The sequence below is a fragment of the Lysinibacillus sp. A4 genome, from assembly GCF_024919535.1.
GTDB lineage: Bacteria > Bacillota > Bacilli > Bacillales_A > Planococcaceae > Lysinibacillus > Lysinibacillus capsici.
The window spans coordinates 335,570-349,971 of the sequence record NZ_JANWTB010000003.1 but is presented as its reverse complement, the minus strand read 5'-3'; the positions used below and the strand labels follow the sequence as shown (position 1 = coordinate 349,971).

Below are 14,402 nucleotides of genomic sequence, written 5' to 3'. Positions count from 1 at the left end.
AGAATGAATGTTAATCAACTAAATCGAAAAGAAACCATAGCAAAGCGCATGCAAGTGTTTCAACCATACATCGAATACATTGATCAGTTTGGTTTTAATGAAACGCTTATTCCTAAATTAATTGCCGACCATAAGTCAATTAAACAGGATGTGCAGTTGCTGCAGAAACGTTATGAAGTCAGTACCGATGGAGTTCCGATTCTAACGAGAGACCCTGTTCCTCTTGATTTGGAGAATGAAAAGGTGCGAAGGTTAGATGCACTCGTTAATAACAAGGTAAATACAGCCTTTGATGCTGACATAGTAGATACCAAAGTGGGCTATATGTACGGCATACCTGTTAACTACACTGTTGAAGGTGTACGTGATGAACCGAGATTACAGCCCTTAGCAACAGAAATAGACAACTTTAGGATTAGAAATGCTGTTGCTGATAAGGATGCTTCGTTAGGAAAACAAACAGATATAGCTGGCTATGGAGCTCGATTAGCTTATGTAGCCTTAGAAAATAATAAACCTGTCCTACGTATTATGAATGTTGATACGGACGAGGTTATTTTTTTATTCGAAGAAACAATTGCTGAACCAAAATACAGCATGCGTTACTATGACACATTCGTTTTAGATCAGCAAGCTAACAAGCAAAACGTCACTAAGGTAGAATTCTACGATACTGATACTATTTGGTACTTCGATAACCTTAATGGAGCATTTGAATTAACAGGCTATCAAGAGCACGGATTTATGTACAATCCATTGTTTGGCATGGAAAACAATGATGAAATGCAAGGGGCAGCTATGCGTATCATGAATCTAATTGATGCGTATGACCGAGCGTTATCAGATGCTAGTAGTGAGGTCGAATCGATGCGACTAGCGCTTCTGATCCTTCACAACATTGGATTACAACCAGAGGAAATTCAACAGATGCAAAAGTCAGGTGCTTTAGAAATATGGGGACCTGATGCTAAGGTATCGTTCCTAACCAAGAACGTTAATGACAGCATGATTGAACATTTATTAGAACGACTTGAAAAGAACATCATGCGTATTGGTAAGAGCGTAGATTTCACTAGTGAGGAATTCGCTTCGAATCTTTCAGGTATCGCTATTTTGATGAAAACAATGGCCTTAGAACATAAGTCAGGTACAGCAGAGCAAAAGAATCGCACCACCCTACAGTATCAATTCAAAGTTTTGTGTAGTGGATGGGCTAGACTTGGTTACTGTCAGCCAGAGGATTACCTAAAGGTATGGTTTGAGTTTAAGAGAAATCTTCCTAAGAACCTTCTTGAAGCTGCTCAAACATCACAGGCATTGAAGGGATATGTAAGTGAGGATACTCGTTTATCGTTATTACCATTCGTGGATGATGTAGCTGCTGAGCGAGAAGCAATGCAGGAAGATTTAAAAATATACGGTACCGACCTCGGCCCTCTTAACGAGGATGACGATGATGATCCAAAAGAAGTTGATGACTCATGAATCAACAGGAAATCAATCGTATCTTAGATGATTTAGAAGCTAAAGCCGAGAGAGACATTGAGGTTGTTTTTGCACGACGTTTAAAGACGATACTTGCTCAAATGTTGGAGATGCATAAGAAATTCGGGAAGAACGGCCAAGCTACCTGGACAGACGTTAACAAGTACAATCGCTTTAATCAAGAGATGAAATTAATTGCTCAACAACTCAACGCTGACTACAAAGAGATTATTAAGCTCATACAAGCGTCAGAGGAACGTCTTTTCATTGAAAGATACTTATTGATGGCTTACCTCTTACAACAGTCTACGGGTGAGGAAATGGGCTTTAAAATACCATCTGCTGAGGTGATTCAAGCAGCGTTAACTAATCCTGTTGAGTTTTTGACGTTACCGAAGATATTTGAGGCTCATAGAGATGAAATTATCAGGCGTTTGAACATCGAGATAGCACAGAGTTTACAGGCTGGTGAAAGCTATACAGACATGGCTATCAGGATTGAAAATGCTATGGGATGGACAAGGAAGAAAGCTATCCTAGTTGCTCGTACTGAGGGTGGCCGAGTTAGATCACAAGTAGACCTAGCCATTGAGGAACAGGCGAGCAAAACAGCGAGACTAACTAAAGTGTGGATGTCGTCCCTTGATACGAGGGTTCGTAAGTCTCATAGAAAGCTAGACGGCCAGAAAGCTGATAAAGATGGCTACTATCATTATGGTAAGTGGAAATCGAAAGCACCAAGGTTATGGGGCATTGCTTCAATGGATATACAGTGTCGATGTCATACGATTTATATGGTTAATGGCAAGTTACCAGAGTACAGGAGAGGTCGGGACTACATGGACGATACCTACCAAAAGCAATTGGCTGCTCGTATTGATGCTTATATGTCTGATCTAGGGCTAACCTATAGACAAGCTTTTAACAAAGCGTATAAACAAATAAAGCCACCAAGCGTTACAGTTCCATTCATGAGTTATGAAGAATGGAGAAAACAATTCAGTGGAGAGGAGTAAAAGCAAAAGGTGATTTAATCCTTTTGCCTAATCTCTAAATAAACTGAGAAACTGATAGCAATAAACATCAATATTGAAAAAATAATTGTAGCAGTGGATTTGAGAGAGACTGATGTAATTATTAACACAAGAGAACAAATGATAATGGCTACACGTACTAAAATATTTGTTTTTTTACTTGGCTTTAAAAAATCTTCCAGTATGCCAAGAAAAAAACAAAACGCTATCAATACTAGATACTCATAAAGAAGTATTGGTTCTAAATATTCTGGACTAAACCTTGTTAACTGAATTGCAGAAATAAACATAAGAATATATTTTGTGTATTTAAAAATGCCTGACAAAGTATCACCTCATTTTTATGATAGTTAACTAAATAATGTAAGTCTAGATGAAATTTGGAGTAATTTTAGTCGTAGTCATACGGCTTTTTATTTTGTCTAAAAGGAGGTGAAGTACACAGTGTATTACCTTGTATGTCTTAAAACTAATGTAAGCATTTCTGTAGAAGATGTAACTGATGTTTGTAAGCACGATAATTTTGTGGATTTCTACAACAAAGACGTATTGGTTGCATCATTTAATGATGCAAATCTAAGTCATTTCTTACAAGTGGATAAAGAAACAGCGGAAACCTTCAAGAATCCATTTTTCAAAACATCTTAAAACACGATGTTGAAAATATGTCTTTTTAAAGCATTTGTAGACGCTATAAAGAACAAATGACAAAGTGTTTCGTGGGCGTAAGCGTGCGAAGGACAGGAGGAAAACACATGCAAGTCAATTTTGAAGAATTAAAAACACTCGTTGAGGCTGGTGACAAGTCGGCTTTCGTTCAGCATATTTTCAAATCGTTGGAGAAAGGTGACGTATTAACGGCAGCAACAGCGAACGCAGCAATTAAAAGTGAGTTAGATTCCGAGAAGGATAAACACTACAATACAGCTTTAGAAACATGGAAATCCAACCACCTACAAGGATTAATCGATGAGGAAGTATCAAAGCGAAATCCTCAAGAAACGCCGGAACAAAAACGTATTCGTGAACTTGAAGAGAAACTACAGCAAAACGAACAGAAGGAACAGCGAGCTGCTTTACGTGAAAGTGCAATCAAGTACATGACTGAAAAAGGTTATGATGCGAAATTTGCAACTAAGTACGCTGACAAGTTTTTAGCATCTGATGAAACGGCTACAAATACGTTTTTAGACGAGTTTAAAACAGACTTCGATGCATTTGTCCAAGCAAGTGTAGAAGAGCGTATGAAAGGTTCTGCTCGCAATCCTGGAGGTGGCAGTCATACAGAAGGAAATGAACCTTCTTATGGCTCGAAGTTAGCTCAAGGTACTGAAGTAACGCAGCAAGCAGAGGAAGCACAAGGACATTATTTCAAATAACAGGAGTGAGTGATAATGGGGAAATTTGTAGTTACAGATTATGCAAGTGGTAAAGAGATCTTGAAGTACCCTGATCATCATGTCTCAATGACAGCTACATTTGATGATACAGGAATTACAGCGAATGCTGATGGTAAGAAGATTGTTCCTGCTGGAACGATTGTTGGTGGAGGCATGCTTGCTGATCGTTCAGTGAAAGCAAAGGCAGCAAACGATGCTACAGCAGAAGGTGTAAGTCGATATGATGTTGATGTTACCTATGGTCCAGCAGTTGGGGCAGTAGTAATCCATGGTTTTGTTGATTTAGCAAAACTTCCAGTACAGCCATCTGCAGAGGCAATTGGTGCATTAAAACAAATTACATTCATGAAATAAGATTAGGAGAGTGAAAGAGTATGCCAACAATTTATGATTTAGTGACAGCTGGTAACATTGCTGATTTTATCGTTACAACAAATTTAAACAAGAAGCCAGCGTTGGGCGCAGCTTTATTCCCAGCTGACAAACAATTAGGACTAGATTTATCGTATTTAAAAGGACGAGCTGGATTGCCAGTAGCTTTAAAGTCATCTGCATTTGATGCACAAGCACCTGTCCGTGATCGCATTGGAGTTTCTGCTATTCAAACTGAAATGCCATTCTTCCGTGAAAGAATGATAGTTAAAGAAAAAGAACGTCAGCAAATCAACACACTATTACAAGGTGGACAAACGAAAATGGCTGATGCAGTCATTAAATTTGTTTTTGATGACATGAAAACACTTGTAGATGGTGCGGAAGCGACAACAGAACGTATGCGTATGCAATTATTATCAGAGGGTAAAATCCAAATTGCATCAGAAGGTGCATATCATACGTATGATTACAAACTTGCAGCAGATCAATTCGAAACATTGACTGGTACTGATACATGGGATCAAGCTACTTCCACGCCAGTACAAGATATTTTGGCTTGGAAGAAGGCTGTGCGTAAGCGTACAGGTACAGAACCAACACGCGCTATCTTAACGAGTGCTACGTTTGCGTTAATTGCAAATCATGATTCGATTAAGAAAGATATGAATCCACTAGGTGCGCAAAACATCATCTTAACTGATGAAGATGTATTAAACTATTTATCTCGTAAAACAAACATGCAGTTTGCTATTTACGATGATATGTTTGTCGACGAGCACAGCATTACAAAATCTTACTTCCCAGATGGCGTTGTAACATTACTGCCTCCAGGTGCTCTAGGTAAGACAATGTATGGAACAACACCAGAGGAAAGCGATCTAATGACTGGTGTAACAGATGCTGATGTTTCAATTGTTAATACTGGTGTAGCAGTAACAACGAACAAAATTGTGCATCCAGTAAACGTTCAAACAATCGTTTCTCAAATCGCATTACCATCATTTGAACAAGCAGATAAAGTATTTATCGCAAAAGTAGCAACTATTTAAGGGATAGCAAAGAGCTATCTCTTTTTATTTTAAGGAGGGAAATATTATGCCTTACAACGTTACATTAGCCAAAAACGCAAAGGTAAATGGTAAACATTTAAAGGTTAGGGAAGTTGCTGAAAATGTTTCTGATGATTTATTTGAAGAACTACAGACAAAGGAACTTGTAGCAAGCTTTGAAGAAACCAAGCCGAAACGTCAAACAAAACAAACTGTTCAATCAGAAAATGCGGAGTAGGTGATCGTGATGACTTGGACACCTACAGATGAAGAGATTAAGTATTACAAGGTTATTTGTGGTGACAAATCTTCAACAAATGATGAATTTTACAAAGTTATGTTGCCATTAGTGCTCGATATGCTTAACAATCAATTGTGCCAAAAGTTTACACCTACCACTTTGCCAAGTGCTTTAAAAATTTTCCTAGCAAAAGCAACTAACTTTTTCTCTGGGAATGGTGCTTTAAAAGGGAGATCCATGGGAACCGTTTCTTATACCTTCGACTTTGGGACATTACCTAGTGCTTTAACTGATTTAATAAAGCCTTATGATGCATGCAGAAAGGCGAAATTTCATGTATTTCAGCCCGTTCGATGAATTTCCTCATACAGTTGAAGTGGTGGAGAAAAAGCGTATATCTGATGGTGCTGGTGGCTTTAAAACAGATTGGCATCCAGTAGATGACTTTGCTGCATTTGTGGATACACCATCTAGTAAAGAGCAGTATTACGCTCAACAACTTGGTAATCCGTTAGAACGCTATATGTACTATCCATATCGAACCGATTTAACTTCTAGCATGCGATTACGCTATGAAGGTGAAATATATGCATTCGCAGGTCGTGCTGAGGACCAGGGTGGTCAACACGAAATCATGCGTGTGGCATTAAAGTTGGTGACTGAATAATGGCTAGGATTACTTATTCAGGTCGTCAATTAATGAGAGCTGCACGTAGATTTGAAGAAGGGCTACTGGATAAGATATCAGATATTGTTTATGAGACAGCACGGCTTATACAAACACAGGCCAAGGCTCTAGCTCCTGTTGATGATGGTAGTTTGCGAGACTCAATTGAGATGAAGATGCTTGGGAAATACAATGCTGTTGTTACAGTTGGCGTTCATTACGCTATATACGTCGAGTACGGTACTGGTATCTATGCTCAAAATGGAAATGGCCGCAGAACACCATGGACATATTTCAGCACAAAGCTAGGGCGTTATGTAACAACAGAAGGGATGAAAGCTCAACAATTCTGGGGCCCAGCAGTTGATGCAGGACAAGAATATTTTAAAACAGAAATGAGGCGATTGGGCTTATGAGTAATTACTATGCCTTGCCTTTCTTTGAACTTCAAAAAGCTATTTTTCAAAAGTTAACTGCATGTGAAGCACTAACGGCCATCACTAGAAAAGATGAAGATGATCTTGGTGTTTATGATGCAGTAGACGAGAATACACCTTATCCTTATGTGACAATATCAGAGCCTTATACGAGCCCATTTGATACCAAAACAAGCAATATCGAAACCATAACTTTTACAATCCACACATGGTGGAAGGATAACGATGATTACAGCGGTAAGCGTAAGACGTATGAAATGCTATCAGCTTGCCAGCAGGCTTTAATGATTCATAATTACATGATTCCTAATGGAAGGGTATTAAGTGTTACGAGACGTGATTCACGCGTTATAGATGATAATAGCCCTGGTGTGAAGCATGGCATTTTAACAATTCAATATAAAGTACAAAACATCTGACAGTCCTAAATGGGCTGTTTTATTTTAGGAGGGAAAACACTTATGCAAAACGGTAAAGACACGGTCTTACTCGTACAATTAGCAGACGCAGCACTTGGTTCAGATGGATTCTTGATTGGGAATCTTACTGAAAATAGTTATTCACTTGAGAGTGAATTAGTAGATGAGCAAACGAAATTTGGTCGTATCTTAGCGTACGGCCAATCAAGTGAATCATTTGAAATCTCAGCTTACGGAGATAAAAAGGATCCTGGGCAAAAGGCAATTCTCGATGCAATCCGAAACGAGAAACAATTAAAAGTGTGGGAAGTTGATTTGAAAGTAAATGAAGATGGTACTCACGATGCAAATTTTGCCTACACGTTAGTTGAATCAGTGGAAAAGTCTTCACCAGGTGACGGTTTCCAAGAGATCTCTGCAACACTCCAAGTTATCGGAAAATCACAGCAAGGTAAACTACCTAAATTACCACAGGAGGTAATTGAGTTTGCGACATACGGCTTCGAAACACCTGGCGAAAAGTCTGGTGAATTTGGTAAGGATCAAACGGAAGGTGTAGTAGTGGATAGCGTATCAGTTACGCCACAAACAACATCGGTAGTAGTTGGCAGCACTCGTCAACTTACAGTTACAGTTCTTCCAGTAGAAGCAACCAACAAAAATGTAACATTTGTTTCAAGCGATGTGGCAATCGCTACGGTGACAACTGCTGGATTAATCACAGGTGTAGCTGAAGGTTCAGCAACGATTACCATCACAACGGCAAGTGGAGGTAAAACAGCTACTGTCGCTGTAACAGTCACTGCAACATAATTCGAGCACTCCATAGTGAGTGCTTTTTCTAATCCAAAAAAATTATCTAGGAGGCTATAACACATGGCTACATTAACGATTGCAGGTACACAACAAGAGGCGAAATTCGGCTTTGCTTTTAAAAATCTGGCGGACAAAAATTACAATCAAAAAGATGACAAGGGCAATGAAGTAGGCGGCTTTAACTACATCTATACAGGCTTATTACAGTTTGATATTGATGCATTAAAAGCATTTTGGGATTGTGGTCTGGCCCATTTAAAGAAGCGCCCATCCATCGCAGATATCGAAGAGGCTCTTGAAGCACGTATCGAAGAAGATGGCGATACGGATCAATTATTTAAAGAAGCATTCCGTGAAATTGACGCTTCGGGTTTTTTCAAAAAAAGTGTGATGACGTTTTGGAAGAACTTAGAGCTATTCAAAGGGATGGCCCGAACAGAAGCAGAGAAGAAAGAGAACGCTCAGGGCGTTCAGATGCTGTTGGACGCAAAAACCGAGTTGCTGGCTTAGAATGGTTCGAAGTCCTAACAGACGTTGCTCAGCACATGAATTTGTATGATGTCGACTTGATCATGTCATGGACACCTAACGAGTACAAAGCCTTTAAAAAAGGAGCACTGTTACAAGTCGTTGACAATATCGACAATATGGCTCGCATGGCTGTTTTTAATCGCATAGCTGCTAATAAGAAAAAGCTACGAATTGAGAAGGATTTATTCGATGCAAAATCAGCACGTGATCGCATAACAGGTGGAGATAAAGCATGGAAAGAATCAAAGAAAATCGATACAACACGTCATGCTAAAGCTCAAGAAGCTATGAAGAAGTGGGCTGAAAACTTAAGTAAGAAAGGGTGAGATAGATGAACGGTAATTTTTCAGCCCGGATTGGTGCACGTATTACAGAGTTTATGGCTCGAATGCGCCAAGTGCAAAATACGATTCGTACAACGGCCAATGATGTTAGGGTCGATATTGGGGCGGACGTTAGCGAATTTAACAGACGTATGGCTGAAATCCGAGCGCGTATTGCAGCATTAGTACGAGAAAAAGTGGTCATCAAAATTGAGGCTCGGATTGAAGATTTCCAAAGAAAGATTCAACGCATTGCTTCAAATTTACGAGCCTTTGGTGAATTGGCACAACATACGATATCAGGTTCATTAATCGCTGTCTTACCAGCAATTGTGCCTATTATTGCAAATGTTGGGGTTGCAATTGCTAACTTGGGTGTCATGTTAGGAGTAACAGCAGGTTCAGCATTTGCACTAGTAGGCGCGTTTACAGCGGCAGCTGCAGCAGCAGGAGCATTTGCAGCTGTAGCAATACCAACAATCAAGAAGTTGTTTGATGAAAATGCACAGTTAAATTCAGTGCAAAAGAGTGCTAAAGCCTCTTTTGACAACATGAAAAAAACATATCAATCGCTAGTTACTGAGACAGAAAAACCTGTTTTACAAGCTTTTACAAGTGCAATGCAATTTACTGATGCATTACTTACTAAATTAAGACCACTGTTTTTGTCTAGTGCTCAAGCAGTCGCAAACTTAATGGATCAACTTAATAAAGCGATAGCTACGCCACCAATTCAAAAGTTTTTGGATTACCTTAATACGAGTGGGGCTACAATGCTCGAAACGTTTAGTCGCTCCTTTGGAAACTTATTTAAAGGTTTACTATCCATGTTAACTGCTTTTGCTCCATTAAGTGCGAGTACTGCAAAAGGGTTTGAAGCGATGACAGCACGTTTTGCTGAATGGGCAAATGGCTTAAGTGATAGCGCAAAATTCCAATCATTCATGGATTATGTTGCGACGAATATGCCGAAGGTTCGAGCGATATTCCGTGATGCAACAGCAGGGGTTATTTATTTCTTCAGCGCATTTGCTGGATCATCACAAGGTATGATGGATGGTCTAGTTTCGATGATGGCTAGATTTAAAGAGTGGTCTGCTACATTAAGTCAAAGCCAAGGATTCCAACAGTTTATTGATTATGTACATCAAACAGCACCTAGTGTAATGAGTTTGATTGGAAACTTAACTAAATTCTTAGTAAACCTCGGGATTGGCATGGCTCCTCTTGGTGCAACCATTATCAACCTAGCAAATAAGTTTTTAGAGTTTGCTAATAGTTTGATGGAAGGTAATCGTACGATTGGGGTCCTGATAGCAGGATTTATCTCATTCGGCGGTATTTTACTTGCATTAGTACCTAACATCATTGCATTTGGGACATTATTTAAAGGTTTGATTCCAGCTATAACAAAGGTTGGATCGTCATTTATTGCATTTTTACCAAGGCTGAATACTTTGGGTACTACAATTGCAAATCTCGCAACTAGAGTAATTCCAGCATTAGGTCCAGCACTTGGAATCATAACAAGTAATGTAGGCATTGTAATTGGTGTGGTCACTGGCTTAATAGCAATTTTTGTAGGTTTATACAATACAAACGAAACATTCCGTAGTCAGGTGCAAACAGTTTGGGCAGCGATTAAAACAGCTATCTCAACAGCTGTTACAGCAGTAGGAAGCTTAATTTCATCGGTCTGGTCACAAATCACCTCATTCTGGAATGAGAACCAAGAAAGCATTAAATCTACTGCATCCACTGTGTGGAAAGCTATTGGGAATATTATAACAACAGTTATGTCTGCAATCGGTGCAATTATGCAGTTTATATGGCCAGTCGTAAAAGCGATTATTGTTTCCACTTGGGAAGCAATTAAGAACGTCATTAACGGAGTAACTAAGGTAATCCTAGGAATCATTCAAACCTTCTCATCATTATTCCAAGGTGACTGGAAAGGCGTATGGGATGGTATTAAACAAATACTTAATGGTGCACTACAAGCTGTATGGGGTGTTGTTAATCTCTATTTCGTAGGTAAATTACTAGGACCATTAAAGGCATTTGGTTCAACAGCTAAGACGTTTTTACAAGGTGTATGGACAGCAATTAAAGGTATCTTTACAAATACTTTAAATACATTAAAAAGTTTGGTTACTTCTGTTTTCAATAGCATGAAGTCAACAATAACGTCAGTTTGGAACAGTATCAAAAGCTTCTTCACAACGGTGTTAAACGGCATTAAATCTGTTTTCACGAATATTTGGAGAAGTATCGCGACATTCTTAGATAATTTATTTACGAGTATTTCGGGTCTTGTGCGTTCTGTATGGAATGGAATTAAGAATGTTATTTCAAGCATTTTAAATGCTATTGCTAATGTTGTGAAAAGCATTTGGACAGGAATTAAAACAGCGACGACATCTATCCTTAATGGTATTAAATCAGTCATAGATAAGATTTGGAACGGATTTAAAACAACTGTTACGACAGCGATGGATAATGTAAAAACGGCTGTTGTGAACGGCTGGAACAAGGCCAAATCGTTCTTAGAAAGCGTTAATCTACATTCAATAGGACGCTATATTATTCAAGGCCTTGTAAATGGTATAAGCAGTATGATGGATAGTGTTAAGTCGAAAATATCCGAAATTGCTAATGCTATACCAGAAAAATTTAAGAAATTGCTTGGAATTCACTCGCCCGCGCGCGAGATGATTGGGCCAGGGGCTGATGTTGTAAATGGCATTTTGGTTGGCGTAGAAGGTCGTTCACCAGCTCTAGAAAAAGCCATGGTTGAAATGGTCAATGTCATACTAAAAACTGTTGATAATTCAAATGCCCAAGTCGAAAAGTTAACCAAGGAAAATGCTACTAAACTTGCGAAGATCGAAACAGACAAAGCGTACAACATACAGCAAATTCATCTGAAAGCACAGGCTGCTAAGCGTAAGTTAACTGCAGCTGATCTAGCGCATATCAAAAAGCTAGAGGCAGATGCAGCAGCTAAATCTATTGCTGCTCAAGAAAAATATGCTGAAAAGATTAAAGCCATTCAGGAAAAAGCCGACACAGCTCGATTAGACTCAGTGAAAAGCTTTATCGAAGGTAAACGAGAGTTAGAGTTAATTAGCAACGCGCAAGAAGCTAGATTGTGGGAAGAAGCGCTCAAGACGTTTACTGATGGCACTACTGCTAAAATCAAAGCGCAAATCCAGTACAAGAATGCCTTGAAAGCTGTAAGCGAAGAGCTTGCTACTATTAACGAAACGTATTCCAGTAGAATCAGCGAAGTTAATAAGAATCTGAAAGAAGAAGAAGAGAAGCTAACAAAAGTTTATGAAGATGCGGTTAAAGATCGTGAAAAGTCTTTACGTAATCTTGGCGGAATCTTTGAAGCGTTTGAAGTAAAGATTGATAGATCAGGTAATGATCTTCTTAATAACCTAAAGTCTCAGGTCGACGGATTTAAAGCTTGGCAGGCTGAAGTAGAAAAGCTATCCGAAAAGGCTATTGACAAGGGGCTACTTGAAGAATTACGTCAAATGGGTCCAGCAGCACTTGGTGAGTTAAAAGCGCTTAATTCTTTATCTGAGCATGAGCTTAAACAGTACAGTGATATGTATCAAGAAATGGGCGAACTTGCTCGTACACAAGCTGAGGCCGAGTTCAAAGGATTAAAAGATAGCACGCAATTAATTATAGCTTCCATGACTGAAAATGCTGAGATAGAGCTAGATAACCTTCACAAGGAATGGACTGCAGCTGTTAAAGGAATCACAGAAGCTACTAGTGACGGTTTCTCCTCATTACCTGAGATTGGCAGACAGGCTGGACAAGGATTATTGAATGGTCTATCTAGTATGCAAGGGCCTTTAGAGGCTAAAGCGCGCGAAATAGCTACATCCATTGCCACTACGATGCAGTCAGCTTTAGACATCCACTCACCCTCGCGCCTCACAAGGGATTTGATAGGGGTCAATGTCGTAAAAGGGGTTATTGTTGGTATAGAGAGCATGAAATCTTTAGCGCTTAAAGCAACGATTAATATGTCTCAGTGGTTTGTACCAAAGGTTCCAACTAATCAACTGAATGCCACGCTTGATACAATTGGCGGTTTACACGACAAACTTGTTGAACTAAGTGCTCATTCAGCAGATGAGCGCATCAAGATTGAAGAAGATTACAACAAGCAAATGGCCGTATTAAATAAAGAGAGAGAAAAAGCTCTTTACGAATATATTGACGCAGTAAACGCTGCACAAGGCGGTCATTCTTTTGAGGTTGGCGATGCGTATGATCAATATTCTCAAGTCACTGAACAAATCGATGAAGTCACGGCTGCTTATAAGGAACAATTAGCTGTAATTGAAGAAAGTCTTAAAGAGCGATTCGAAGTTGAAAAAGCTTATGTAGAACAGCGTAAGAAATTCAACACAATGTCACTTGCGGATGAATTAGAAGCGTATCAAAATTTCTTAGCAAACTATGCAGAAGGAACAGAGGAACGCATCTATTATGAAGAAAAGATTGTTGAAGCAAAAAAGGCTATCCATAACGAGCTTGTGAAGATCAACGATGACTATTTGAAAAAGATACAAGATGCTAACCAAAAACTGATCGATGGTGAAGCTGCTTTAAATAAAGCTTATGAAGATGCTGTCTCATCACGTAAGCAGTCACTGTACAGTACTGTTGGATTATTTGATGCAGTTAGTGAAAAATCGGAAGTATCAGGGCAAGAATTAATTAGTAATTTACGTGGTCAAAATGATGCCTTTAAGGACTGGATGTCTGATCTTCAGTCATTAACAGCAAAAGGATTGGATAAAGGGCTATTAGCAGAATTACAAGCCATGGGTCCTAAAGCAGCATCAGAAATTACAGCTCTTAATGGTTTAAGTGAAGCCGAACTTGCAGAGTACACAGCGCTTTGGAAAGAAAAATCCGAACTTGCTCACACGCAATCGATATCTGAACATGAACAAATGAGGTTGGATACAGAAGCACAAATACAAGCATTACGTGCATCTACAGCGGCTCAACTTGATATGTATGCAGCAGAATGGCAAGCAGCTGTGTCAGAAATCCGAGAGGGTACAAAAGACGAGTTTAATTCCATGGTTGCTGATATGCCTGAGATTGGTGGTAATGTTATCAAGGGTATGCAGCAAGGGCTATCCGAGATGATACCTGCTTTACTTGCGCAAGCCCAAGCGATTGCTGAGGCAATTAAGCAAACTATTCAGGATGCCCTTGATATCCATAGCCCAAGCCGCTGGGGTAAAAAGTTCGTGGGTCATAACCTTATAAAAGGCATTATTATTGGTCTTGCAGACATGAAATCGGATGCCATAAAAGCTGCCGAAAGAGTAGCCGAGTGGATTCAGCCTCATGTAGAAGTTAGTGATATTATCAAAGATATCAGTGGTGCCATCGATGCAATCCAAACAGAAATTGAGCATAAAGTGAAGGTTGATGTAGAAGTAAACGGTGCTGTAGAACAAGGTACGAATGATAAAGGTGTACATCAAGAAGTACACTTACATTCACCAACACCTTTAAGTCCTTCAGAGAATGCACGACAATTGAAAAAAGTAGCGCAACAAATGGCTTACAATTAATTAA

Annotated in this window: 14 protein-coding genes; all 14 read left to right on the top strand. The window is 39.3% G+C overall.

Annotated features, from left to right (window positions below; genetic code table 11):
- Positions 1-3: 3 nt before the first annotated feature.
- The 14 genes from NY607_RS07065 to NY607_RS07000 all read left to right on the top strand — a co-directional run bounded on the left by NY607_RS07065 (position 4) and on the right by NY607_RS07000 (position 14,398).
- Positions 4-1,485, top strand: a complete 1,482-nt coding sequence (locus NY607_RS07065) for a phage portal protein (RefSeq protein WP_131522672.1) — start codon at positions 4-6, stop codon at positions 1,483-1,485.
- Complete coding sequence (locus NY607_RS07060) at positions 1,482-2,501, top strand: phage head morphogenesis protein (RefSeq protein WP_259419370.1); 1,020 nt, start codon at positions 1,482-1,484, stop codon at positions 2,499-2,501. The genes NY607_RS07065 and NY607_RS07060 overlap by 4 nt, the downstream gene beginning before the upstream one ends.
- 773 nt (positions 2,502-3,274) lie before the next feature.
- Positions 3,275-3,898, top strand: a complete 624-nt coding sequence (locus tag NY607_RS07055) for a DUF4355 domain-containing protein (RefSeq protein WP_193767465.1) — start codon at positions 3,275-3,277, stop codon at positions 3,896-3,898.
- Positions 3,899-3,913: 15 nt separating this feature from the next.
- A complete protein-coding gene (locus NY607_RS07050) occupies positions 3,914-4,273 on the top strand; it encodes a hypothetical protein (protein WP_131522669.1) in 360 nt (119 codons plus the stop codon).
- 20 nt (positions 4,274-4,293) lie between these two features.
- Complete coding sequence (locus NY607_RS07045; RefSeq protein WP_131522668.1) at positions 4,294-5,343, top strand: major capsid protein; 1,050 nt, start codon at positions 4,294-4,296, stop codon at positions 5,341-5,343.
- Positions 5,344-5,389: 46 nt separating this feature from the next.
- Positions 5,390-5,581, top strand: a complete 192-nt coding sequence (locus tag NY607_RS07040; RefSeq protein ID WP_131522667.1) for a hypothetical protein — start codon at positions 5,390-5,392, stop codon at positions 5,579-5,581.
- A 9-nt stretch (positions 5,582-5,590) separates the two neighbouring features.
- On the top strand, positions 5,591-5,941 hold the full coding sequence (locus NY607_RS07035) for a head-tail connector protein (RefSeq protein ID WP_259419369.1): 351 nt from the start codon (positions 5,591-5,593) through the stop codon (positions 5,939-5,941).
- Positions 5,919-6,251, top strand: coding sequence for a phage head closure protein (locus NY607_RS07030; RefSeq protein WP_193767464.1), 333 nt, complete (start codon positions 5,919-5,921; stop codon positions 6,249-6,251). The genes NY607_RS07035 and NY607_RS07030 overlap by 23 nt, the downstream gene beginning before the upstream one ends.
- Positions 6,251-6,667 (top strand): HK97-gp10 family putative phage morphogenesis protein, encoded by a 417-nt coding sequence (locus NY607_RS07025; protein WP_259419368.1) that lies wholly within the window; start codon positions 6,251-6,253, stop codon positions 6,665-6,667. Before NY607_RS07030 ends, NY607_RS07025 begins: the two co-directional genes overlap by 1 nt.
- Positions 6,664-7,107 (top strand): DUF3168 domain-containing protein, encoded by a 444-nt coding sequence (locus NY607_RS07020; protein WP_259419367.1) that lies wholly within the window; start codon positions 6,664-6,666, stop codon positions 7,105-7,107. Before NY607_RS07025 ends, NY607_RS07020 begins: the two co-directional genes overlap by 4 nt.
- A gap of 42 nt (positions 7,108-7,149) precedes the next feature.
- Positions 7,150-7,920, top strand: coding sequence for a phage major tail protein, TP901-1 family (locus tag NY607_RS07015; protein WP_237898350.1), 771 nt, complete (start codon positions 7,150-7,152; stop codon positions 7,918-7,920).
- A gap of 63 nt (positions 7,921-7,983) precedes the next feature.
- Positions 7,984-8,433 carry a tail assembly chaperone gene (locus tag NY607_RS07010; protein WP_259419366.1) on the top strand — a complete coding sequence of 150 codons (450 nt, stop codon included), beginning with the start codon at positions 7,984-7,986 and terminating at the stop codon, positions 8,431-8,433.
- Positions 8,322-8,780 (top strand): hypothetical protein, encoded by a 459-nt coding sequence (locus tag NY607_RS07005; RefSeq protein ID WP_259419365.1) that lies wholly within the window; start codon positions 8,322-8,324, stop codon positions 8,778-8,780. Before NY607_RS07010 ends, NY607_RS07005 begins: the two co-directional genes overlap by 112 nt.
- Before the next feature lie 5 nt (positions 8,781-8,785).
- Positions 8,786-14,398 (top strand): phage tail protein, encoded by a 5,613-nt coding sequence (locus NY607_RS07000; protein ID WP_259419364.1) that lies wholly within the window; start codon positions 8,786-8,788, stop codon positions 14,396-14,398.
- Positions 14,399-14,402 lie beyond the last annotated feature (4 nt).

Coding starts and splice junctions, on each gene's coding strand:
- NY607_RS07065 (WP_131522672.1), top strand. CDS start 4: ATGAATGTTAATCAACTAAATCGAAAAGAAACCATAGCAAAGCGCATG.
- NY607_RS07060 (WP_259419370.1), top strand. CDS start 1,482: ATGAATCAACAGGAAATCAATCGTATCTTAGATGATTTAGAAGCTAAA.
- NY607_RS07055 (WP_193767465.1), top strand. CDS start 3,275: ATGCAAGTCAATTTTGAAGAATTAAAAACACTCGTTGAGGCTGGTGAC.
- NY607_RS07050 (WP_131522669.1), top strand. CDS start 3,914: ATGGGGAAATTTGTAGTTACAGATTATGCAAGTGGTAAAGAGATCTTG.
- NY607_RS07045 (WP_131522668.1), top strand. CDS start 4,294: ATGCCAACAATTTATGATTTAGTGACAGCTGGTAACATTGCTGATTTT.
- NY607_RS07040 (WP_131522667.1), top strand. CDS start 5,390: ATGCCTTACAACGTTACATTAGCCAAAAACGCAAAGGTAAATGGTAAA.
- NY607_RS07035 (WP_259419369.1), top strand. CDS start 5,591: ATGACTTGGACACCTACAGATGAAGAGATTAAGTATTACAAGGTTATT.
- NY607_RS07030 (WP_193767464.1), top strand. CDS start 5,919: ATGTATTTCAGCCCGTTCGATGAATTTCCTCATACAGTTGAAGTGGTG.
- NY607_RS07025 (WP_259419368.1), top strand. CDS start 6,251: ATGGCTAGGATTACTTATTCAGGTCGTCAATTAATGAGAGCTGCACGT.
- NY607_RS07020 (WP_259419367.1), top strand. CDS start 6,664: ATGAGTAATTACTATGCCTTGCCTTTCTTTGAACTTCAAAAAGCTATT.
- NY607_RS07015 (WP_237898350.1), top strand. CDS start 7,150: ATGCAAAACGGTAAAGACACGGTCTTACTCGTACAATTAGCAGACGCA.
- NY607_RS07010 (WP_259419366.1), top strand. CDS start 7,984: ATGGCTACATTAACGATTGCAGGTACACAACAAGAGGCGAAATTCGGC.
- NY607_RS07000 (WP_259419364.1), top strand. CDS start 8,786: ATGAACGGTAATTTTTCAGCCCGGATTGGTGCACGTATTACAGAGTTT.